The sequence below is a fragment of the Pseudomonas sp. GW823-FHT04A03 genome (assembly GCF_058796615.1).
Genome location: NZ_JBXAIV010000004.1, coordinates 222,322 through 243,180 on the forward strand (window position 1 = coordinate 222,322; position 20,859 = coordinate 243,180).

Sequence of the window (20,859 nt, forward strand, 5' to 3'; positions counted from 1 at the left end):
ATGGGGCAAGACTTCACAGTGCGGTGAAATCGATTGCCTGATAGATATCGGCGCCAATCCCGGCAAAGCTGAGCAATGCCGGCAATTGTGTAACAAATCCCTGGAAACTGTGGTCGCCGCCGGCCTGAATGCGCAAGGCACAGGCCCGGTAATACTGCTGGGCAAGGCGATAATCCAGCGTTTCATCCCCGGTCTGCAACCATACCTGATAACGCTGCGGATCCTGCGGCGCCGGCACTTCCAGCTCGGCCAGGGCCGTCACGTGGTCGTGGGTCAGCTCCCAGGTTTCGTCGGTGTACAGGTTTTTCTGGGTGCCCAGGTATCCGTCGAACATCCGGTGCGGACTGACGGCCGGGTTGACCAGCAGGGCTTTCAGGCCATGGCGCTCGGCCAGGTGAGTCGCATAGTAGCCGCCGAGCGAGCTTCCCACCAGCAATGGCCGGCCGAGTTCGGCGATTGCCTGTTCCAGCTGACCGATGGCTTCGCGCGGCTGGTGATGCAGCGCCGGCACGCGCAGTTGATCGCTCAAACCCAGCCGTTCCATCACCTCGACCAGCTGACAGGCCTTCTTCGAGGCCGGCGCGCTGTTGAAACCATGGATATAGAGAATCGAACCGGACATTTGAGCTCCCTGGGCGTCGGCTGAAGAAAGCGGAGTTTACAGGGAGTCGAGGGGTGTTGGGCCAGCACCCGAGGAAATCAGCGCTGCGCCCTTTGATCAGTAACCGTCGGAGCCGTAATCAACGGTGAACTGGAAATCGGTGACACGCTCCACACCGGTCTCGATCCGCCCGTCCGGCAATAACCGCAACCAGCGATACCCCGGTGCCTGCTCGCCGACCTTGAAGTCTTCACTGCCTGGCTCGAACTGGATGCAGGTCGACGGCGAGGCGATCAGTCGCACGCCGTTGCGTTCGCGGTCGATTTCCTGATGGACATGCCCCCACAGCACCGCGCGGGCCTGCGGGAAACGGTCGAGCACGTCGAAAAACGCTTCCGGATTGCGCAAGCCGATCGGCTCCATCCAGGCGCAATCGATCGACACCGGGTGATGGTGAAAGCACACCAGATGATGGCGATCCGGCGCTTCGCTCAGGGAGCGGGCGAGCAGTTGCAGTTGGTCATCCTGCAAATACCCCGGCACCGATCCGGGTACCGCCGAATCGAGCAGGGTCACGCGCCAGTTGCCGACGTCCACCACGGACTCCAGCAGCGCACTCTTCACAGTCGCCTGAGCCATGATCTGTGGCTCGTCGTGGTTGCCGGGAATCCAGCGGGCCGGCGCGTCGATCTGCGCCGTCATCTGGCGGAATTGCTGGTAGGACTCCAGCGTACCGTCCTGGGACAGGTCGCCGCTGGCAACGATCAGGTCGATCCGCGGTTGCTGTTCGAGCACCAGCTCGATGACCTTTTGCAGACTCTCGCGGGTGTTCATGCCCAGCAGCGTTCCGTCCGCCTCGGCGAACAGATGACTGTCAGAGAGTTGCACCAGCAACGCCGTGTCGGCGGTGGTCAAAGTCGATACGCTCGGCAAGGCGTTCTCCCCCGGGATCGCGGGACTGGATAGGTGCGGCAATTATGCGGGGGGACAGCGCAAAGAGAAACCGGCGAACCGGACGCAGTTCACAACTTGCAGCGGTTATCGGACCGCCGCGTATTCGTGTCCGCACGCCAGGCAATGACTCAGCCATTCGCCCAGGAACAGATTGAGCTGGGCCTTCTCGTCCGGCTGATGCATGGCCGCATTCGGGTAAGGATAGACGCCGCGAAAACGTCGCGCATGCTCGGCGCTGATCACCTCGGCCATGCGCGCGTCGTGATAGACCTGCACTTCCAGTTGCGGCACCGGCAGCCACGGCAGGCTGTGTTCCTGACGCACCTGCAGGGTCGTGGTGTACGGGCAGGCCTGCAGCACTTCCAGGGTCAGTACGCCGAGCATCTGGTCGCCCTGAGTCACGGCGATGCGCCTTGCCTCGGGGTCGCTGCGCATGTCCGGCAACAGTCGCATCAGGCGCGCGTAGTTCGCCTCACAGGCGGCTTGCAGCCCCACGAGGTCGACGCGGTAGCGATCGCGCAGCTTGTTTACGACCATAGCCCCCTCACTTCAGCGCGATTGAGCGCCAGCCACTGCAAGGCGATGATGCTCGCCGCATTGGCAATCCGTCCATCGCGTACGGCCTGCAAGGCATCTTCAAAGGCCCAGACCGAGACGCGGATATCTTCAGCTTCTTCCTCCAGCCCATGCAGACCGCCCGCGCCTTCAGTGCTGCAACGCCCCAGATAAAGGTGTACGAACTCGGTGCTGCCGCCCGGCGACGGAAAGTAGTGGATCATCGGCCACAGTGCCTTGATGTCCAGCCCAGCTTCCTCCTGCGCTTCGCGGCGAGCAACTTCTTCCGGCACTTCTTCCCTGTCGATCAGACCGGCGACCAGTTCCACCAGCCACGGGTTGGCGGTCTTGCCCATGGCACCGATGCGAAACTGCTCGATCAGCACGACTTCATCGCGCCGCGGATCGTACGGCAGCAGACCCACGGCATCATGCCGCACAAACACTTCACGATGGATTTCGCGGCTCATGCCGCCAGCGAACAGTTCATGGCGCAAATGCACACGGTCGAGCTTGTAGAAGCCCTTGAAGCATTGTTCGCGCCGCACGATATCGATGGCGGCTGGAGCGGCGTTGGCAAAATCGGTCATGAGCATCCTCTTTACTGCATATCCAACACGAGGCTCCTTACTTGCAACCTCGACTTCGCGCCATCCTAACGCGCCCGTGACGTTTGATGCAGCCCCTTTACTGTCAGCGGGATGGACGGTGGAGGCGAAACCCACTCTAATTAGCTTAGTGGCGAACTGACCGCTTCGTTGAGAGTCGAAGCGGTAACTTTTTGCCTTCCCCTGCTTCAGAAAGGACGCCCATGTCGCTTTTCAAAATCGCCTCCGTGGCCGCCATCGCCCTGACCCTGGGCGCCTGCGCCAGCCTGTTCCAGCCCAACCTGCGCACGCCGCTGGAAACCACCCGCGACGCCTCGGAAACGCTGAAACCGGGTTGCTCCAACCCGGACTGCCCGCTGGTGAACATCGATACGTTGCGCTTCCCGGCAGAACCGGCGCTGGACGGCATCATCGAAAAACGCCTGCTGCAAATGACCCGCACCGCACCGAACGCGCCGGTAGCGCCAACGCTGGCAGCCTATCGCGAGCAGTTCCTGGCCAACGCCGGCCCGCGCAACAGCAGCTATTTGCAGGCGAAAGTACGCGAGCAGCATGACGGTCTGGTGATCATCGAAGTGTCGAGCTACCTGGACACCGGCGGTGCCCACGGTACGCCGGGACGCGGTTTCATCAACTATTCGCGTCAGCAGCACAAGGTGCTGACCCTGACGGACATGTTGCTGCCGGGTCAGGAAGAGGCGTTCTGGAAAGCCGCGCAAGTGGCGCACAACAGCTGGCTGATCAGCACCAAGCTCGATCAGGAACCGGAGTTCGTGAAGAGCTGGCCGTTCGTCAAAACCCCGAACGTGGCGCTGACCTACGGCGGCGTGATCCTCAAGTACGACGTGACCACCATCGCGCCTTATGCGCTGGGCCACGTCGAACTGAAGATCCCTTACCCGCGCCTGAACGGCATTCTCAAGCCCGAGCTGTTTCCCGGCCGTAACTGAACGCCCGGCCAAGCACGAGTTGCAGCAGCCCTGCCAGGACCAGCGCCGGCAGGGTCGCGCCGACATCCGGATACAGATTGGCCAGCAAGTGATAGGTGCTGATGCCACCCAGCCAGGCCAATAGTGCCGGCCAGCGCAAGGCGGCCGACGCAACCTGGGCACTGCGCTTGCGCAGGATGAAGTGATCCACCAGCACCACGCCGAACAGCGGCGCAAACACCGAGCCGATCAACAGCAGGAAATTCTGGTATTGCGCCAGTGGCGCGAGCAAGGCAATCAGGGTGCAGATCACACCGATGACCAGCGCAAGATGCTCGACTTTCAGACGCAACAGAATCCCGCTGGAAACCGCTGCCGAGTGAATGTCGGCAAAAGCGTTTTCCGACTCGTCCAGCAGAATCAGCAACAGCGGAATGCCAAGACCGGCGCCGGCCAGCGCCAGCAGCAGCGCGTTGACTTCACCGCTCGGCGCAAAGGCCAGGGTGTAGGCGACGCCGAGGCTCATCAGCCAGAAGTTGCCGATGAAGAAACCGATGGCCGTGCCACCGAACACATTCTTCGCCCGCTGGCCGAAACGCGAGTAGTCGGCGATCAGCGGCAGCCACGACAGCGGCATCGCGATGGCGATGTCGAAGCCAACGGCGAGCGGCATCGAACCATCCCCGGCCTGTGCCCACAAGGCGGCAAGGTCAGCCTTGGCGAACAGGTTCCAGGTCAGCCAGACGCACGCGGCTAGAATCAGCCAGATGCCCCATTTGCGCAGGATTTTGCGCACGAACGTCAACGGCCCGCTGACCGCGAGCAAGGTCGCCAATGCACCGAAGCACAACGTCCACAGCATCGGACTGGCCCACAGCGAACCTTCGCTGAATGCGCGGGTGCCGAGCAGACTGGCCGCATCGCGCATGACGATGATTTCAAACGAGCCCCAACCGATCAGTTGCAGCAGGTTGAGCAACGCCGGCAGGCTCGCGCCTTTGCTGCCGAGGCTGAGTTTCAGCGCAGCCATCGACGACAGGCCAGTGTCGCTGCCGATCACGCCGACGGCGGCCAGCAACAGGACGCCGACCAGGGTGCCGAGGAAAATCGCCAGCAGCGATCCCGACAGGCCCAGCCCCGGTGCCAGCAATGCACCGGTCTGCAACACCATCAGGCCGATGCCGAGGGAAAACCACAGGGAAAACAGATCGCGACCGCCGAACACACGCTGGTTGGCGGGCACGGCGAGGTCGGGGGAATAAGTACCGGGTTGAATGCTCAAGGGTGTTATCTCAGAGGGACATTTGTTGTTGTGCTGACCCGTTGTGTGATCGTTCCCACGCTCTGCGTGGGAATGCAGCCGTGACGCTCCGCGTCACTGGACGCGGAGCGTCCCCAGAGGCGTTCCCACGCAGAGCATGGGAACGATCGGCGCGGGTGGTTCGGCGCAGAGCGTGGGAACGATCAGTGCGGGATCAAACTTTTTTGTACAGCTGACTGCCTTCCTTCTTGAACCGCTCGGCCTGTTCCGCCAGACCCTGGGCGACGTCCACGTCGACCGCGTCGATCCGCTGGTTGGCCGCATATTCGCGGACTTCCTGAGTGATCTTCATCGAGCAGAATTTCGGCCCGCACATCGAACAGAAATGCGCGACCTTCGCCGAATCCTTCGGCAGCGTTTCATCGTGATACGAACGAGCGGTGTCCGGGTCCAGACCGAGGTTGAACTGGTCTTCCCAACGGAATTCGAAACGCGCCTTGCTCAAGGCGTTGTCGCGGATCTGCGCGCCCGGATGTCCTTTGGCCAGGTCCGCCGCATGGGCCGCGATTTTGTAAGTGATGATCCCGGTCTTCACGTCATCCTTGTTCGGCAGACCCAGGTGTTCCTTCGGCGTCACGTAGCAGAGCATCGCGCAACCGAACCAGCCGATCATCGCCGCACCGATGCCGGAGGTGATGTGGTCGTAGCCCGGCGCAATGTCGGTGGTCAGCGGGCCGAGGGTGTAGAACGGCGCCTCGTCGCAGCACTCCAGCTGCTTGTCCATGTTCTCTTTGATCAACTGCATCGGCACGTGGCCCGGGCCTTCGATCATGCACTGCACGTCGTGCTTCCAGGCGATCTTGGTCAGCTCACCGAGGGTTTCCAGTTCGCCGAATTGCGCTTCGTCGTTGGCGTCGGCAATCGAACCCGGACGCAGGCCGTCGCCCAGCGAGAAGCTGACGTCGTAGGCCTTCATGATTTCGCAGATTTCGTCAAAGTGGGTGTAGAGGAAGTTCTCTTTGTGGTGCGCCAGGCACCACTTGGCCATGATCGAGCCGCCACGGGAAACGATGCCGGTCACGCGTTTCGCGGTCAGCGGCACGTAGCGCAGCAAGACGCCGGCGTGGATGGTGAAGTAATCGACGCCCTGCTCCGCCTGCTCGATCAGCGTGTCGCGGAACAGCTCCCAGGTCAGGTCCTCGGCGACGCCATTCACTTTTTCCAGCGCCTGATAAATCGGCACGGTGCCGATCGGAACCGGCGAGTTGCGGATGATCCACTCGCGGGTTTCATGGATGTGCTTGCCGGTGGACAAGTCCATCACGGTGTCCGAGCCCCAGCGAATGCCCCAAGTCAGTTTCGCCACTTCTTCTTCGATGGACGAACCCAGCGCGCTGTTGCCGATGTTGCCGTTGATCTTCACCAGGAAATTACGGCCGATGATCATCGGTTCCAGTTCGACGTGGTTGATGTTGGCCGGAATGATCGCGCGGCCACGGGCGATTTCTTCGCGGACGAACTCAGGGGTGATTTCTTTCGGGATGCTCGCGCCGAAGCTGTGGCCGGCGTGCTGCTGCTTCAACAGGCCGGAAGCGCGGGCCTCTTGCAGCTTCATGTTTTCGCGGATGGCGACGTATTCCATCTCGGCGGTGATGATGCCTTTGCGGGCGTAGTGCATCTGGCTGACGTTGGCCCCGGCCTTGGCGCGGCGCGGGTTGTTGACGTGGGCGAAGCGCAGCTTGGTCAGCTCCGGATCGGCCAGGCGCTCCTGACCGAAATTCGAGCTCAGGCCTGGCAGGCGCTCGGTGTCGCCACGGTCGTCGATCCACGCCGAACGTACATCGCCCAGACCTTTGCGCACATCGATCACCACGTTCGGATCGGTGTACGGGCCCGAGGTGTCGTAGACGGTGACCGGCGCGTTGATTTCGCCGCCGAAGTCGGTCGGGGTCACATCGAGGGTGATTTCGCGCATCGGCACGCGGATGTCCGGGCGGGAGCCCTGAACGTAGACTTTTTGCGAACGGGTGAACGGCTGAACCGACTGCTCGTCGACCTTGGCCGAGTCACTCAGGTTGATCGCGTTTTTAGATTTTGTAGTCATCACGGGCTCTCCAGACAGCATCCAGGCAGTGGATTGTCGGAGCAGAACCTGAAAGGCACGGACGCACCAGGACTGGTGCTGTGCATCGTCGTCGAGCGTTCGATTGTCGAACAATATCCCGGACGAAGCACAAGAGGACTCGCCGGGTGACGAGAAATCTTGTTCCCTACGCAGGCGCTAACCTGATCAGGTTCAACGGGATCCGAAATTATTCGATCTCAGCCTCATAGCAAGGCACCCCGACAAGAACCCGGCCAGTCTAGACACAACCGGCAAAGAACGCCAACACCGCTGCAAACACCATGATGAATGGCGCAATTGGCAGATTGTTGCCTGCCGCCTGCGCAACTACACTCGCTACGCCATGCTGCGCCTTGACGCTGCATGGGCCGCGCCTTACCTTTGGCGCCCGGATTATTTCCATAATATTCATGCTAGGGATCGCCTCATGCTGCGCAAACTCTCACTGGCTGTCGCCGTGTCTTGTGCGTCCACCGCTACGGTCTGGGCAGCAGAAGCGCCTTTATCGACAAAAACTGATCTGGTCAGCGTTTATCAGGAAGCGGTCGACAACAACGCCGACCTGGCCGCCGCCCGCGCCCAGTACGGCGCGCAGAAAGAAGTCGTGCCCCAGGCCCGCGCCGGGCTGCTGCCGAACCTGTCCGGCGGCGCTCAGGTCGCCAATGTGCGCACCGACATCGATCAGCCATCGGCCGTCGCCAACCGCAGTGCCCAGTCGTATCAGGCGACCCTGGCGCAGCCGCTGTTCCGCGCCGACCGCTGGTTCCAGTACCAGGCCGCCAAGGACGTCAACGAGCAAGCCGCGCTGCAACTCTCGGCCACCGAGCAGAACCTGATCCTGCAATCCGCCGAAAGCTACTTCAACGTGCTGCGCAGTCAGGACAACCTGGCCTCGACCAAGGCCGAGGAAGCCGCGTTCAAACGCCAGCTCGACCAGTCCAACGAGCGCTTCGATGTGGGCCTGTCGGACAAGACCGACGTGCTGCAATCGCAAGCCAGTTACGACACCGCGCGCGCCAACCGGATCGTCGCCCAGCGTCAGGTCGATGATGCGTTCGAAGCGCTGATCACCCTGACCAACCGCCAATACAACTCGATCCAGGGCATCGTCCACACGTTGCCGATCCTGCCGCCGGCGCCGAACGACGCCAAGGCCTGGGTCGATACCGCCGCGAAACAGAACCTCAATCTGCTGGCCAGCAACTACGCGGTCAGCTCCGCCGAACAGACCTTGAAACAGCGCAAGGCCGGCCACCTGCCGACCCTCGACGCCGTGGCGAAGTACGAGAAAGGCGACAACGATTCGTTCGGCTTCAGCAACCCGAATGCTTTCGGCACGCCGTATGGCGGCAACGTCGAACAACGCACCCTGGCGTTGCAGGTGAACATCCCGATCTACAGCGGCGGGCTGACCAGCTCCCAGGTGCGCCAGTCTTACGCGCAACTTGATCAGACCGAACAGCAACGTGAAGGCCTGCGCCGGCAGATCGTCGAGAACACCCGCAACCTGCACCGCGCGGTGAACACCGACGTCGAGCAGGTGCAGGCGCGCCGCCAGTCGATCATCTCCAACCAGAGCGCGGTGGAAGCCACGGAAATCGGTTATCAGGTGGGGACGCGCAACATCGTCGACGTGCTCGACGCCCAGCGTCAGCTCTACACCTCGGTGCGCAACTACAACAACACCCGCTACGACTACATCCTCGACAACCTGCGCCTGAAGCAGGCGGCGGGGACGTTGAATCCGGGTGACTTGCAGGACCTGACGCGTTATCTGAAAGCCGACTACAACCCGGACAAGGATTTCCTGCCGCCAGATCTGGCCAAGGCTGCGGAAGCTCAGCTCAAGGCCCGGCCTTAAACAAAAAACGCAGCCCTGAGGCTGCGTTTTTTTATGGGCGGTCGATCAACCTTCCCAGGCCATCGAGCAAACGTTGCAACGCGCCCTGATTGCGGCGCATCACACTCAGCCCGGCGTCGGCCATGCGCTGTGCGTCGCGCGGCAGTTCGAACAGACGCTGCACTTCTGTCGCCAGCCCTTCGGCATCATCCACCTCGGCCAACGCCCCGGCGCTGCGCAGTTGCGCGGCGATGTCGAGAAAGTTGAACAGGTGCGGGCCGCTGATCACCGGTTTCGCCAGCGCTGCCGGTTCCAGCAGGTTGTGCCCGCCGTTGGGCACCAGGCTGCCGCCGACAAACGCGCTGTCGGCCAGGGCGTAGAGAAACAGCAATTCGCCCATGGTGTCGCCGAGCAGCACCGAAGTCTGCGCATCGACGCTCGCGCCAGTGGAACGACGCACCGTGGCAAAACCTTCGCGTTGGCACAACTCGAACACCGAATTGAAACGCTCGGGGTGGCGCGGCACCAGAATCAGCAGCGCATCGGGATGGTTGGCCAGCAAACGACGGTGAGCATTCAGCACCACCTCGTCTTCGCCTTCATGGGTGCTGGCGGCGATCCATACCGGCCGCTCCAGCGCCTGCCATTGGCCACGCAGTTCAGCAGCGCGTTGCAGCAGTTGCGGGTCGATGGTCAGGTCGAACTTGATCGAGCCGGTGACTTCGACGGTCTCCGGGCGCGCACCGAGATCGCGGAAGCGCTGGGCTTCGGCCTCGGTCTGCACGGCGAACAGGCTCATCTCGGCGAGCATCGGCGCGGTCAGCTTGCTGAACCGGCCATAGCCTTTGGCCGAACGCTCGGACAGGCGCCCGTTGGCGAGCGCTACCGGAATCCCGCGTTTCGCGCATTGGTGAATGTGGTTGGGCCACAGTTCGGTTTCCATGATCACGGCCAGTTTCGGCTGCACGCGATCCAGAAAACGCGCCGCCGCGCAGGGCAAGTCGTAGGGCAAGTAGCAGTGTTGAATCCGTGGCTCGTTGGCGAACATCGCGTGGATCCGCTCCGAACCGGTTGGTGTCATGCAGGTCACGGTGATCGGCAGCTGCGGATAACGTTGCAGCAGCGCGCGGATCATCGGCGCGGCGGCGATGCTTTCGCCCACTGACACGGCGTGAACCCAAATACCGCCCGGTTGCAAGGTCGGCATGCCGTAGGAGAAACGTTCGCCAATCCGCTTGGCATACGCCGGCGCCTTGCGCGAACGCAGCCACAGCCGAATCGCCACCAATGGCAGCCCCAGGTAAAACAGCGCGGTGTAGAGAGTTCTATTCATGGCGGCGGAGTTTATCGGCTTTTGCCGCCGATCGCCCGCAGGTGTATGGCAAATCGCTCCGCCAGCCAACGGGCGGCCGGCCCGAGCGGTTCGTCGCGGCGCCAGACCAGTTCCACCACCAGTGCCGGCGGCGTCCATTCGCTGTCGAGTTCCACCATCAGGCCCTGATAGGCCGAGTACTGCACCACGTGGCGCGGCAGCCAGGCCCAGCCGAGGTCACGCACCAGCCATTCGGCCATCACGTAGAAACTGTCGGCACGCCAGACCTGTGGGCTTGCCGGTTCGCTGCCGGGGTAGACGCTGGTCTGGGTCGACATCAGCAGTTGCCGATGCTGAGCAAGTTGCTGGCAATTGACTCGGGATTGCGCCGCCAGCGGATGATTAACGCCGCAGACCGTGACCATTTCTACGCTGCCCAGCACCCGACGCTCCAGCGCTTCGGGGATTTCGTCGTGATAGAACAGCAGCCCGAGATCGGCCCGGCGCTCCACCAGCTTGCGCGAGACTTCGCCCTGGGCGGCGCTGGTCAGTTGCACCTCAAGACTGGGAAACTGCTCGGCCAGCGCACCGAAGCTTTCCACCAGCGCCTGATAAGGCATCGCCTCGTCCTGCGCCACCCGCAGTTGCGCTTCCTGCCCGCGCATCATGGCCACGGCCCGTCCGTTCAGGCGCTCGCACTGGCGCAACACCTCACGCGCCTCTTCAAGCAAGGCTTCACCCGTTTCGGTAAGACTCGGCTGGCGACCACTGCTACGCTCGAACAGACTGACACCGAGGTCGTCCTCGAGCATGGCAATCGCGCTGCTGATCGCCGACTGCGCCTTGCGTTGCTGACGCGCCACGGCGGAAAACGAACGCTGTTCGGCCACCGCGACGAACACCCGCAATTGCTCCAGATTCCACTGCATGCTCATCGGCCAACCCATCTTGTAAACAGATAGGTAATGACTTTACCCCATCTGGGGAGTCACTAGAATGCCGCCTCAGAAAGCAACGCTACACACGAGGATTTGAACATGAACGCTTACGTCTACCTGGCCATCGCCATCTGTGCCGAAGTGATAGCGACCGTTTCGATGAAAGCCGTCAAAGGCTTCAGCACGCCATTGCCACTGGTGCTGGTCATCGTCGGCTACGCCATTGCGTTCTGGATGCTGACCCTGGTGGTACGCAGCGTGCCGGTCGGTGTGGCCTACGCGGTGTGGGCCGGCATGGGCATCGTGATGGTCAGCGTCGCGGCGCTGTTCATCTACGGGCAGAAGCTGGATGTCCCAGCGATGCTCGGGATGGCGCTGATCGTGCTCGGCGTGGTGGTGATTCAGTTGTTCTCGAAAACCGCCGGCCACTGATTCTGACATGAGCCCTTGCAGGCACTCGCGCCGGCAAGGACTCATGCATTCCCTCTGTTGATCATCGACAAATCCCCTTTTCCCCGAGTCTGTATACTGCGCCCTCGTCTTGAACACTGAGGTCGTTGCATGCCATCTCCAATTTCCACCGACGTGCTGATTGTCGGCGCGGGTGTCGCCGGTCTCTGGCTGAACGCGCGCCTGCGTCGCCAGGGTTTCTCGACCGTGCTGGTGGAAAGCGCCAGCCTCGGCGGCGGGCAGAGTGTGAAGTCTCAGGGCATCATCCACGGCGGCGCCAAGTACGCGCTGCACGGTGCGCTGACCGGCGCCTCGGAAGCCATCGCCGACATGCCGCGCCGCTGGCGTGAAGCCTTGGCCGGCGACGGCGAACTGGACCTGAGCGGCGTGCGCCTGCTGTCCGAAGCCCATTACCTGTGGTCGCCGGGCACCCTGGCCGGCAACCTCACCAGTTTCTTCGCCAGCAAAGCGGTGCGTGGCCGGGTCGATCAGGTCAAGGGCGATCAACTGCCACCGGCCCTGCAAGACAAGCGCTTCAAGGGCAAGGTCTACCGCCTCGCCGAACTGGTGATTGATGTGCCGAGCCTGATCCAGCGTCTGGCCGACCTATCGGGCGACGGTCTGCTCGCCGGCCAGACCATCGAGCCACTGCTGGAAAGTGGCGTGCTGATTGGCCTGAAAGTCGACGGCCGCGAGATTCGTGCCCAGCGCATCGTGCTCAGTGCCGGTGCCGGTACTGCCGACTTGCTGACTGCTTTGGGCCTGACTCATCCGGCCATGCAACGCCGACCGCTGCACATGATCATCGCCAAGGGCCCGGGCCTGAAGCCGCTGTACGCGCACTGCCTCGGTGGCGGCACCAAGCCGCGCATCACCGTGACCACCCACCCGGCCGCCGACGGTCAGTGGGTCTGGTATCTGGGCGGCGACATTGCCGAATCCGAAGGGGTGGCCCGTGAGCCGGCCGAGCAGATCGCCACCGCCCAGAAAGAGCTCGGTCAGTTGCTGCCATGGATCGACCTGAGCACCGTGCAATGGGCGACCCTGCGCGTCGATCGCGCCGAACCGCTGCAAACCGGTCTTACCCGCCCGGACAACGCCTTCCTCGCTGAAGAAGGTCGCCTGCTGGTGGGCTGGCCAACCAAACTGGCCCTGGCGCCGGACTTCGCTGACCGCGTGATCGCGTCCCTCGAACGCGACGGCATCCAGCCAAGCCACGCAGCCCCGTTGCCCGAACTGCCAAAACCACCGATGGGTGTTCCGGCCTGGGAGCAACTGCTGCCATGAGCCTGCCGACCCTGCACGATCTGCATCGCCCGCTGGGCAGCACCGGCCTGCTGGTTTCGCCGCTGGGCCTGGGCACCGTCAAACTCGGCCGCGACCAGGGCGTGAAATACCCCAACGGCTTCCAGATCCCCGACGACGATGCCGCGCGCATGCTGCTCAAGCAGGCGCGGGAGCTGGGCATCAACCTGATCGACACCGCCCCGGCCTATGGCCGCAGCGAAGAGCGCCTCGGCCCACTGCTGCGCGGTCAGCGTCAGGACTGGGTGATCGTCAGCAAAGTCGGCGAAGAGTTTGTCGACGGCCAGTCGACCCACGACTTCAGCGCCGCCCACACCCGGATGTCGGTGGAGCGCAGCCTGCAACGTCTTGAAACCGATTTTATCGACCTGGTGCTGGTGCACTCCGACGGCAACGATCTGGCGATTCTCAACGACAGCGAAGTCTACGCAACCCTCGCGGCGCTGAAGGCCGAGGGCAAGATTCGCGGCTTCGGCTTCTCCGGCAAAACCGTCGACGGTGGCCTCAAAGCACTGGAGCAAGGCGACTGCGCGATGGTCACCTACAATCTGAACGAACAAAACGAGAAGGCGGTCATTGACTATGCTGCTGCCCACGGCAAAGCCATTCTGGTGAAGAAGGCCCTGGCCAGCGGTCACGTGTGCCTGAGTCCCGGCGTGGATCCGGTGCGCGCCAGCTTCGAGTTGCTGTTCGCCCAGCCCGGTGTGGCCAGTGCCATCGTCGGGACGATCAATCCGCTGCACCTCGCCCATAACGTTGCGACCGTTGCCCAGGTCCTTCGTGGTCACTGACGCCGCCTCGCGGCCTTAAGCAGGAGCCGACATGCCGCGTACGCTCATCAGAAAGAACCCGAGCAACTTCAAGACGCTGCCGCTGTTCGTCGAAGCCACGCCGGAAGGCCTGACCTACCAGAGCGTGGGCATGCCGCTGAATTTCGCCCAGACCCTGCAGCGGCGCAAACCGGTCAGCGTGGCCGACGCCGAGCGGTTTGCGCTGGAGCTGGCCAACCTAGGCGTCTCGGTGCGCCTGACGCTGCACTGGCAGAATCGCGATTACTGGGTGCTGGTGCGCCAGCGTCGGCAGGATCGCGGCGATGTGGTGCTCAAGCTGATTTCCGGCTACGTGCCGGCCCATGAACTGAATATTCCGCTGCACACGGCGATCCAGGAGATCGCCGAGGAATGCCTGCTGGAAACCCCGGAAGGCTGGCTCGGCGGGCGCTTCAACGACACCTGGCTGCCGGCGCCGTACGCCTCGGCGCTGCATTATCGCGAAGCCCTGCCCTTTCGCCTGACGCCGCTGTCCGGTTCGGCGCGGCCGGTGCGCTGCGCCAATCTGCAACTGCTCGAACGTCCGAGAGCCTACGTGCACTTGCCGACCGCGTCGCTGCAATTGATCTATGACTTGCGGCTGGACGTGCCCAAGGAAGCCAAGAACCTCAGCCTGTTCCATGTCGATGAACGACTGGAAGGCGATCAACTGGTCGCCCGGCTCGACCGCAAGCGCCCCGACCTGTACTTGATGCCGTTGCAGGACGGCGAACCGCTGCCTGAGCTGTACACGCTGAAGAAAGGTCAGTTGTACCCGGCAGGCACACGCGGCCTGTATCTGGCGGAAAGTTTCGCCAAACAGGACGGCTGGCTGGTGCGCGATGAGCGGATTCGCTGGAAGGACTGGCTGCGCCAGCAGGGTTTGACTCCACCGCCCAAAGACACGGGACTGGCACGGTTGCGCGGCAAGGCGAAGCAACTGCTGAAGAAAATCGTGCCGCGCAAGAAAGTGAACTCCTGAACGGCAAAAGACCGCGCCTGCGAGTGACTCTGGAGAGTCATCGCAGGCGCGGTCTTTATGTTTGCATCACTCGGACTTGCGAATTTTTTCCACAATCGCCGTGGTCGAGCTGTTTTCCACCAGCCCCAGCACTTTAACGGTGCCGCCGTAGGCTTTGACGATATCGGCGCCGACAACCTGGTCGATGCCGTAGTCGCCGCCCTTCACCAGCACGTCCGGCTTGACCTCGCGCAGCAGGTTTTCCGGAGTGCCTTCAGCGAAGCTGATCACCCAGTCCACTGCACCGAGACCGGCGAGAACCGCCATGCGCCGGTCAACGCTGTTGATCGGACGGCCCGGTCCTTTCAGACGGCTGACCGAAGCGTCATCGTTGATCGCAACGATCAGGCGATCGCCCTGGGCCCGCGCCTGCTCGAGGTAGGTCACGTGGCCGGCATGCAGGATGTCGAAGCAGCCGTTGGTGAACACGATCTTCTCGTTGTGCGCACGGGCATCGGCGACTGCCAGCAGCAGTTGCTCCAGACCCAGCACACCACGCTCGGAACCTTCTTCACGCTGAATGGCGCGACGCAGTTCCGGGGCGCTGATCGCCGCCGTACCCAGCTTGCCCACCACGATGCCCGCCGCCAGATTGGCCAGCGCCACCGCGTGCGGCAGTTCTTCACCAGCAGCAATCGCGGCTGCCAGGGTGGAAATCACCGTGTCGCCGGCACCGGTCACGTCGAACACTTCACGGGCCCGGGCCGGCAGGTGCAGCGCCGGATGATCCGGACGCAGCAGGGTCATGCCGTGTTCGCCACGGGTCACCAGCAGTGCGCCGAGATCCAGGTCGTGCATCAGCGTCGCGCCCTTGGTCACCAGCTCGTGCTCATCGGCGCAACCGCCGACGATGGCTTCGAACTCGCTGAGGTTCGGGGTGATCAGGCTCGCGCCACGGTAGATCGAGAAATCCTTGCCCTTCGGGTCGGCCAGCACCGGAATGCCTTTGGCACGCGCGGCCTGGATCAACGCCTGATGGTTTTTCAGGGCGCCTTTGCCGTAGTCGGACAGCACCAGCACCTTGATCCCTTCCAGCAGATCATCGACCTGCGCGCCGAGGGCCAGTGCGTCGGTGGCGAACGGTTCTTCGAAGTCGATACGCAGCAATTGCTGGTGCCGGCTCATGACCCGCAGCTTGACGATGGTCGGCTGGTGCGCGATGCGCTGGAACAAGGCTCGCACGCCAGCACCCTTGAGGCTGTTGCTCAGGCTGTCGGCGGCTTCGTCATCACCGGTCACACCGACCAGCGACGCCGGCGCACCCAGCGCGGCAATGTTCAAGGCAACGTTGGCGGCACCGCCCGGGCGGTCTTCGATTTGCTCGACTTTAACGACAGGAACCGGCGCCTCAGGGGAAATCCGTGAGGTACCACCATGCCAGTAACGGTCGAGCATGACATCGCCGACCACCAAGACAGGGGCTTGATCGAATCGCGGCATGGACAACTTCATGGAGCAACCCACATACAAAATGAACAGGGGCGCGATATTAACACAGGGTTGGCGAAGGCTTGTGCGGCGGCTGCAACAGGATGAAACAGCTGGCTTTTTTGCTCATTTTTTAAGCAGAAAAGCCGCCAGCCGCTCGCAGGCCTCGCTCGGCTCGACCGCTTCCGTGTCGATCCGGCATTCCGCCGCCAACGGCGCCTCGTAAGGGCTGTCGATGCCAGTGAAATGCTGGATACGGCCCTGGCGCACCGCCTGATACAAACCTTTTGGATCACGGCGCTCGCACACCGTGAGCGAGGTGCTCACATGCACTTCTATGAAGTCGCCCTCGGCAAACAGTCGCCGCGCAGCGTCCCGGTCGGCCCGAAACGGCGAGATCGCCGCGACGATGACGATCAGCCCCGCATCAACCATCAGCCGGGCGACTTCGGCCATGCGCCGGATGTTTTCCCGACGACTCGCATCATCCATCCCCAGGTCCCGGCAAAGGCCGCTGCGCAGATTATCGCCGTCGAGCAAAAACGTGTGCAGGCCGAATTCATGCAAATGCACTTCCAGGGTGTTGGCCAGGGTCGACTTGCCGGCACCGGACAATCCGGTCAGCCACAGGCAACGTGGACGCTGGGCCATGAGCGCGGCTCTGTCCCGAGAAGACAGCGTGAAGCTGTAGGGGCGAATGGCCGATGCGGTCGCCAGACCGGGCAACACTTCATTCATAACCGAGCAACTCATAGTCGCGTTGATAGACCCGACGTACCAGACGCCGTGTACGCAAGGAGCAGAACTCTCGCGCCTTGATCGGCTGGCGCTGCACGGAACTGTTGACGTGCGGCAGCTGACACACCATCCCCAACTGATCGCAGACCATCTGAAAGTCCCGCTCCAGGTGTTCCTGATAACCGATGAAATCCATGGCCAGATGGCCCAGCGAATCGGTCAGAAAATCGCTCTGCGCAGCAAAATGCAGTTGTCGTGAAATTGTCTCCGGGTGCAGCCAGCGGGCAATGAAATCGTCGAAGTCCCGGTACTGCCGAACCAGTTGCTGCGCGGCATGATCACGCCCGCTCAACGTATTGCCATGGAGAAATGCATAAGCCGAATAGGCCCGTTCCAGAGGATCTCGTACGAAAGCAAACTTGTATGCAGCGGCATACTGCTCGGGAAACTGCTGCTCGTACCAGTACAGCGGCAGGTGACCCGGGGTCCTGCCATTGAACATCGCCGTACAGATACTGCTGCCGGCGCACTTGGGAACATGGATAAACAGACAGGAATGCTGCGCGAACGATTCGGGGTAATACCGATTCGCAGACATCGACTTGTTCACGACCTGACGGTCCACGACTGACAGTCGATCCAGCAGAAATTGGCGCTGCGCCTTGGGCAACAGCTTCCAGAGATAACGTTGCAGCATCGCAGTACCCACGCGAAAGGGATGGCCCTCTCGATTGAAGTCAAAGTTCGTTCGAGAACCTTAACAAGCGTGTTACCGGGATTTATTCAAGATTGGTCAAGAAACGTAAAGAAATGGATACATATCCCGGGGGCGCATTGCACGCCCCGAAGGGCGACAGAGCGGGGCAGACCCACCCTGTCGTCGGGATCAGGCGATGTCTTCAGCCGGAGCATCCAGGCCCATCGCATGCAGACGCGAGTAGTAGCCGTTCTGCGCAAGCAACTGCGCGTGGGTGCCACGCTCGACAATCTGGCCCTGATCCATTACCAGAATCAGGTCGGCCTTCTCGATCGTCGACAGCCGATGAGCGATGACCAGTGTGGTGCGGCCTTTCATGACGTGATCCAGCGCTGCCTGAATGTGACGCTCGGACTCGGTATCCAGTGCCGAGGTCGCCTCGTCGAGAATCAGAAGCGGTGCATTCTTCAACAGCGCCCGCGCTATCGCCAGGCGCTGACGCTGGCCGCCGGACAGCAACACGCCATTTTCCCCGACCTGGGTGTCCAGGCCTTCGGGCATTTGCGAAATGAAATCCATCGCGTAGGCATCGGCGGCTGCCTTTTCGATATCGGCCCGGGGAGCACCGGCCAGGTCGCCATAGGCGATATTGTTGGCGATGGTGTCGTTGAACAGAGTCACATGCTGGGTGACCTGTGCAACGTGTCGACGCAGGTTGCGCAACCGGTAATCCTCGATCTCGACGTCATCGAGCAGAATTTCACCGATATCGTGATGATAGAAACGCGGAATCAGGCTGGCGAGAGTCGACTTGCCGCTACCGGAGCGACCCACCAGTGCGATCATCTGGCCTGGCGACGCACTGAAATTGATGTTCTTCAGCACTTCGCGATCGGTGCCCGGGTACGTGAAGCTCAGATTGCGTACCTGCAAATGACCGCTGACCCGCTCACGCTCCACCGTGCCGTTATCCACTTCAGGTTCCACGTCCAGTTGCTCGAAAATACTTTCGGCACCGGCAACCCCTTTCTGAATGGTCGAACTGACTTCCGACAACTGCCGGATCGGCTTGGGCAGCAGACCCGCGGCAGTGATGTACGCCACCAGATCACCGGCCGTGGCGTCACCACGCAGGAACAGCACCAGAAACATCAGCACGGCCATGGCGCTGTAGATCACCAGTTGCAGCATGGGCGTATAGACCGCTCCGGTCTTGGTCATGCGCAATTGCTTGTCGGTGTTGCTCTGGCTGGCGGCGGCAAAACGGCGCTCTTCATAGCTCTCGCCACCAAAACTGCGCACCACGCGATAGCCCTGGATGGTTTCGGAAGCCACATGAGTCACATCACCCATGGCCACCTGGATCTTCTTGCTCTGCTTGCGGAATTTCTTGCTGGTACTGCCCACCATGAAGGCAATCAACGGGAGGATTGCCAGCATTACGAGGGTCAGCTTCCAGTTCATCCAGAGCAGATAGGCAAACAGGAACACCACCGTCAGGCCTTCACGGATAACCACCTTGATGGCATCGGTAGCGGCGCCGGTCACCATGGTCACATTGAACGTGATGCGCGAGATCAGATGCCCGGAGTTATGGGTGTCGAAATAACGATTGGGCAGCACCAGCAGTTTGTTGAACAACTCGATGCGCAGGTCATGCACCAGCCCCAGCGATACTTTCGCCAGATAATAGTTGCCGAGAAACGACCCCAGCCCCTGCCAGGCAGCGATCAGAATGATCAGCAACGGCACGGCCATCAACAACTGCAGATCCTTGAGATAAGGAACATTGGGGAAGAGCACCGCTTCGGGATTGCTCAGGCCATCGACGAAATATTTGAGTATTCCCGCCAGCATCGGCTGGGTGGAGGCAAAGATCACGAAGCCCACAATACTCAGCAGGAAAAGGCCGATATAGGGCTTTACGTATCCCAGCAGCCGAAAGTAGATTTTCAGGCTGGAATCCTGTTCCGCTTTGGGCGGTACGTCACTCATCGTAGAGCTCACTGGTTAGGAAGAACGCGAAATTTTATCACAGGCATCGGGATTGGCCCGAGCCCATACCAAAACACTGGCCAGTCCGATAGGCAACCAGCTTACGAACCACTCGGCCCTCGGGGTTCCCGTCAGGCTGGCGGCGTCGAATTGCATGGCCAGGCTCGAGAATAGCCAGATGCCGATGATGCCCCTGCCGTAGAGGGTTCGCCGCACTTTCCAGGCCTGGCACAAGACAGCAATCCAGATCGCACACCACAACAGCAAACCCGGCAGCCCCAGCTCGATAGCCACATGGGTGAACAGATTATGGGCATGGTCAAAATACATCCCCGACGCAAACACTCTGTAGTCGCCACCGAGCCCCAGCCCACGCAGGGGGTGCTCAGCGATCATTTGCAGGCAGGCCATCAGAATCTGCGGCCGGTAGGAGACACCGCGCGCCAGGACCAAAGGCTCGAACAGCACGAAAGCCAGCATGGCGACAACCAACGCGCACGCCGCAATTGCACGGCTGCGGCGGTCACCGCACCAGATCGGCATGGCAAGCAACGTGAGAAACAATGCCAATGCGGCGCCACGACTCTGGCTGAGCAGCACGAACATACCCAGGAACATCAGCGCGATTGCCCAGACAACCTGCATCCTTCCCGTTTTCGGTGGCCACAGGACAAGCCATACCGCCGCCAGGCCGATGACGTAGCCGCCGAGGATCGGATGAGACAACTCGCCCAGACCTTCCACGCGCGCCATCAGGGTATTGCTGTCGAGAAAGTAGAATTTGACGATAGCCATGATTGCCGTGACTGCCAGTCCGATTCCACCCCATTGCATGATGCGAATCACACGGTCGGTTCCGCCATTGGCAAAAACCGGAAAGAACACAAGAAAAACCACGATATACAGCAAACGCTTGGCCTCGCGCCCGCTGTCCGCGGCGCTTGTCCATGAAAGAGTGATCAATGACCAGGCCAGAAGCGCAAGCATCGGCAGCCAGATCCAGCGCTGCTCATGAAGCACTTCCCTGAGCCGGGCCCGCGCGGACCAGGAAAAGACAATCGCCGGTATCCAGAGCAATACGACCAAGCCTTGCTGATAGGCTTTGTTGGTAGGCGCAAAGGCTATGGCCAACAGAAACCACAACAGACCTGTCGACATCCATGCTTTCGCCCAACGTGTGTCTTGCATCAAACTGCTCCTGATAGAGTTCACCCACCCAGCCCGGCATGGTTAAAGCTGAAACTTTTCGGCATCATTGCCCGCCACAGCGCCCCGTTCTTCCCACAAGGCTTT

The 20,859-nt window shown here is 61.6% G+C and carries 19 protein-coding genes and 1 riboswitch; of the genes, 6 read left to right on the forward strand and 13 right to left on the reverse strand.

Features of this window, described 5'->3' with window-relative positions; genetic code table 11:
- Positions 1-13: 13 nt before the first annotated feature.
- The 4 genes from AC1Q9F_RS13650 to AC1Q9F_RS13665 form a co-directional block, all read right to left on the reverse strand.
- On the reverse strand, positions 14-622 hold the full coding sequence (locus AC1Q9F_RS13650) for a YqiA/YcfP family alpha/beta fold hydrolase (RefSeq protein ID WP_492620115.1): 609 nt from the start codon (positions 620-622) through the stop codon (positions 14-16).
- Positions 623-718: 96 nt separating this feature from the next.
- The gene (gene cpdA / locus AC1Q9F_RS13655) at positions 719-1,534 is read right to left on the reverse strand and encodes a 3',5'-cyclic-AMP phosphodiesterase (RefSeq protein ID WP_492620114.1); all 816 of its coding nucleotides are present in this window, start codon (positions 1,532-1,534) and stop codon (positions 719-721) included.
- 105 nt (positions 1,535-1,639) lie between these two features.
- Entirely contained in the window at positions 1,640-2,092 is a 453-nt protein-coding gene (locus AC1Q9F_RS13660; protein WP_007952222.1) for a DUF1249 domain-containing protein, read from the reverse strand.
- Complete coding sequence (locus tag AC1Q9F_RS13665; protein WP_492620113.1) at positions 2,083-2,700, reverse strand: NUDIX domain-containing protein; 618 nt, start codon at positions 2,698-2,700, stop codon at positions 2,083-2,085. Before AC1Q9F_RS13665 ends, AC1Q9F_RS13660 begins: the two co-directional genes overlap by 10 nt.
- A gap of 221 nt (positions 2,701-2,921) precedes the next feature.
- Between AC1Q9F_RS13665 and AC1Q9F_RS13670 the strand changes: the two genes are divergently transcribed.
- Entirely contained in the window at positions 2,922-3,668 is a 747-nt protein-coding gene (locus tag AC1Q9F_RS13670; protein WP_492620112.1) for an RsiV family protein, read from the forward strand.
- Here the strand turns inward: AC1Q9F_RS13670 and cytX are convergent.
- Together cytX and thiC are read right to left on the reverse strand one after the other, a co-directional pair.
- Complete coding sequence (cytX, locus tag AC1Q9F_RS13675; RefSeq protein ID WP_492620111.1) at positions 3,637-4,929, reverse strand: putative hydroxymethylpyrimidine transporter CytX; 1,293 nt, start codon at positions 4,927-4,929, stop codon at positions 3,637-3,639. The two genes, AC1Q9F_RS13670 and cytX, sit on opposite strands and share 32 nt — an antisense overlap.
- Before the next feature lie 193 nt (positions 4,930-5,122).
- Positions 5,123-7,012: a phosphomethylpyrimidine synthase ThiC gene (gene thiC / locus AC1Q9F_RS13680; RefSeq protein WP_492620110.1), complete on the reverse strand. Its 1,890-nt coding sequence runs from the start codon at positions 7,010-7,012 to the stop codon at positions 5,123-5,125.
- A 146-nt stretch (positions 7,013-7,158) separates the two neighbouring features.
- Positions 7,159-7,264, reverse strand: a riboswitch (TPP riboswitch).
- A gap of 196 nt (positions 7,265-7,460) precedes the next feature.
- On the opposite strand from thiC, the gene AC1Q9F_RS13685 reads away from it, so the two are divergent.
- Positions 7,461-8,894 carry a TolC family outer membrane protein gene (locus AC1Q9F_RS13685; protein WP_207984841.1) on the forward strand — a complete coding sequence of 478 codons (1,434 nt, stop codon included), beginning with the start codon at positions 7,461-7,463 and terminating at the stop codon, positions 8,892-8,894.
- A 31-nt stretch (positions 8,895-8,925) separates the two neighbouring features.
- On the opposite strand, the gene waaA is transcribed toward AC1Q9F_RS13685, so the two are convergent.
- Together waaA and AC1Q9F_RS13695 are read right to left on the reverse strand one after the other, a co-directional pair.
- The gene (waaA, locus tag AC1Q9F_RS13690) at positions 8,926-10,206 is read right to left on the reverse strand and encodes a lipid IV(A) 3-deoxy-D-manno-octulosonic acid transferase (protein ID WP_492620109.1); all 1,281 of its coding nucleotides are present in this window, start codon (positions 10,204-10,206) and stop codon (positions 8,926-8,928) included.
- Positions 10,207-10,217: 11 nt separating this feature from the next.
- The gene (locus AC1Q9F_RS13695; RefSeq protein ID WP_007952236.1) at positions 10,218-11,120 is read right to left on the reverse strand and encodes a LysR family transcriptional regulator; all 903 of its coding nucleotides are present in this window, start codon (positions 11,118-11,120) and stop codon (positions 10,218-10,220) included.
- 102 nt (positions 11,121-11,222) lie between these two features.
- Here AC1Q9F_RS13695 and AC1Q9F_RS13700 point away from each other — a divergent pair, with 102 nt between their 5' ends.
- From AC1Q9F_RS13700 to AC1Q9F_RS13715, 4 genes are all read left to right on the forward strand, one after another.
- Complete coding sequence (locus AC1Q9F_RS13700; protein WP_085608473.1) at positions 11,223-11,555, forward strand: DMT family transporter; 333 nt, start codon at positions 11,223-11,225, stop codon at positions 11,553-11,555.
- Between the two features lie 129 nt (positions 11,556-11,684).
- On the forward strand, positions 11,685-12,860 hold the full coding sequence (locus AC1Q9F_RS13705; protein WP_492620108.1) for an NAD(P)/FAD-dependent oxidoreductase: 1,176 nt from the start codon (positions 11,685-11,687) through the stop codon (positions 12,858-12,860).
- Positions 12,857-13,669 carry an aldo/keto reductase gene (locus tag AC1Q9F_RS13710; protein ID WP_011332151.1) on the forward strand — a complete coding sequence of 271 codons (813 nt, stop codon included), beginning with the start codon at positions 12,857-12,859 and terminating at the stop codon, positions 13,667-13,669. The genes AC1Q9F_RS13705 and AC1Q9F_RS13710 overlap by 4 nt, the downstream gene beginning before the upstream one ends.
- 31 nt (positions 13,670-13,700) lie before the next feature.
- The gene (locus AC1Q9F_RS13715) at positions 13,701-14,669 is read left to right on the forward strand and encodes a metal ABC transporter ATPase (protein WP_236181172.1); all 969 of its coding nucleotides are present in this window, start codon (positions 13,701-13,703) and stop codon (positions 14,667-14,669) included.
- Positions 14,670-14,735: 66 nt separating this feature from the next.
- Here the strand turns inward: AC1Q9F_RS13715 and hldE are convergent, their stop codons facing one another.
- The 5 genes from hldE to AC1Q9F_RS13740 all read right to left on the reverse strand — a co-directional run bounded on the left by hldE (position 14,736) and on the right by AC1Q9F_RS13740 (position 20,754).
- Positions 14,736-16,160 (reverse strand): bifunctional D-glycero-beta-D-manno-heptose-7-phosphate kinase/D-glycero-beta-D-manno-heptose 1-phosphate adenylyltransferase HldE, encoded by a 1,425-nt coding sequence (hldE, locus tag AC1Q9F_RS13720; RefSeq protein WP_007952241.1) that lies wholly within the window; start codon positions 16,158-16,160, stop codon positions 14,736-14,738.
- Between the two features lie 102 nt (positions 16,161-16,262).
- Positions 16,263-16,874: an adenylyl-sulfate kinase gene (cysC, locus tag AC1Q9F_RS13725; RefSeq protein ID WP_492620107.1), complete on the reverse strand. Its 612-nt coding sequence runs from the start codon at positions 16,872-16,874 to the stop codon at positions 16,263-16,265.
- Positions 16,867-17,571, reverse strand: coding sequence for a sulfotransferase family 2 domain-containing protein (locus AC1Q9F_RS13730; RefSeq protein ID WP_492620106.1), 705 nt, complete (start codon positions 17,569-17,571; stop codon positions 16,867-16,869). The genes cysC and AC1Q9F_RS13730 overlap by 8 nt, the downstream gene beginning before the upstream one ends.
- 189 nt (positions 17,572-17,760) lie before the next feature.
- Positions 17,761-19,566 (reverse strand): lipid A export permease/ATP-binding protein MsbA, encoded by a 1,806-nt coding sequence (gene msbA, locus AC1Q9F_RS13735; RefSeq protein WP_492620105.1) that lies wholly within the window; start codon positions 19,564-19,566, stop codon positions 17,761-17,763.
- A gap of 15 nt (positions 19,567-19,581) precedes the next feature.
- Complete coding sequence (locus AC1Q9F_RS13740; protein ID WP_207984834.1) at positions 19,582-20,754, reverse strand: O-antigen ligase family protein; 1,173 nt, start codon at positions 20,752-20,754, stop codon at positions 19,582-19,584.
- Positions 20,755-20,859: the final 105 nt, after the last annotated feature.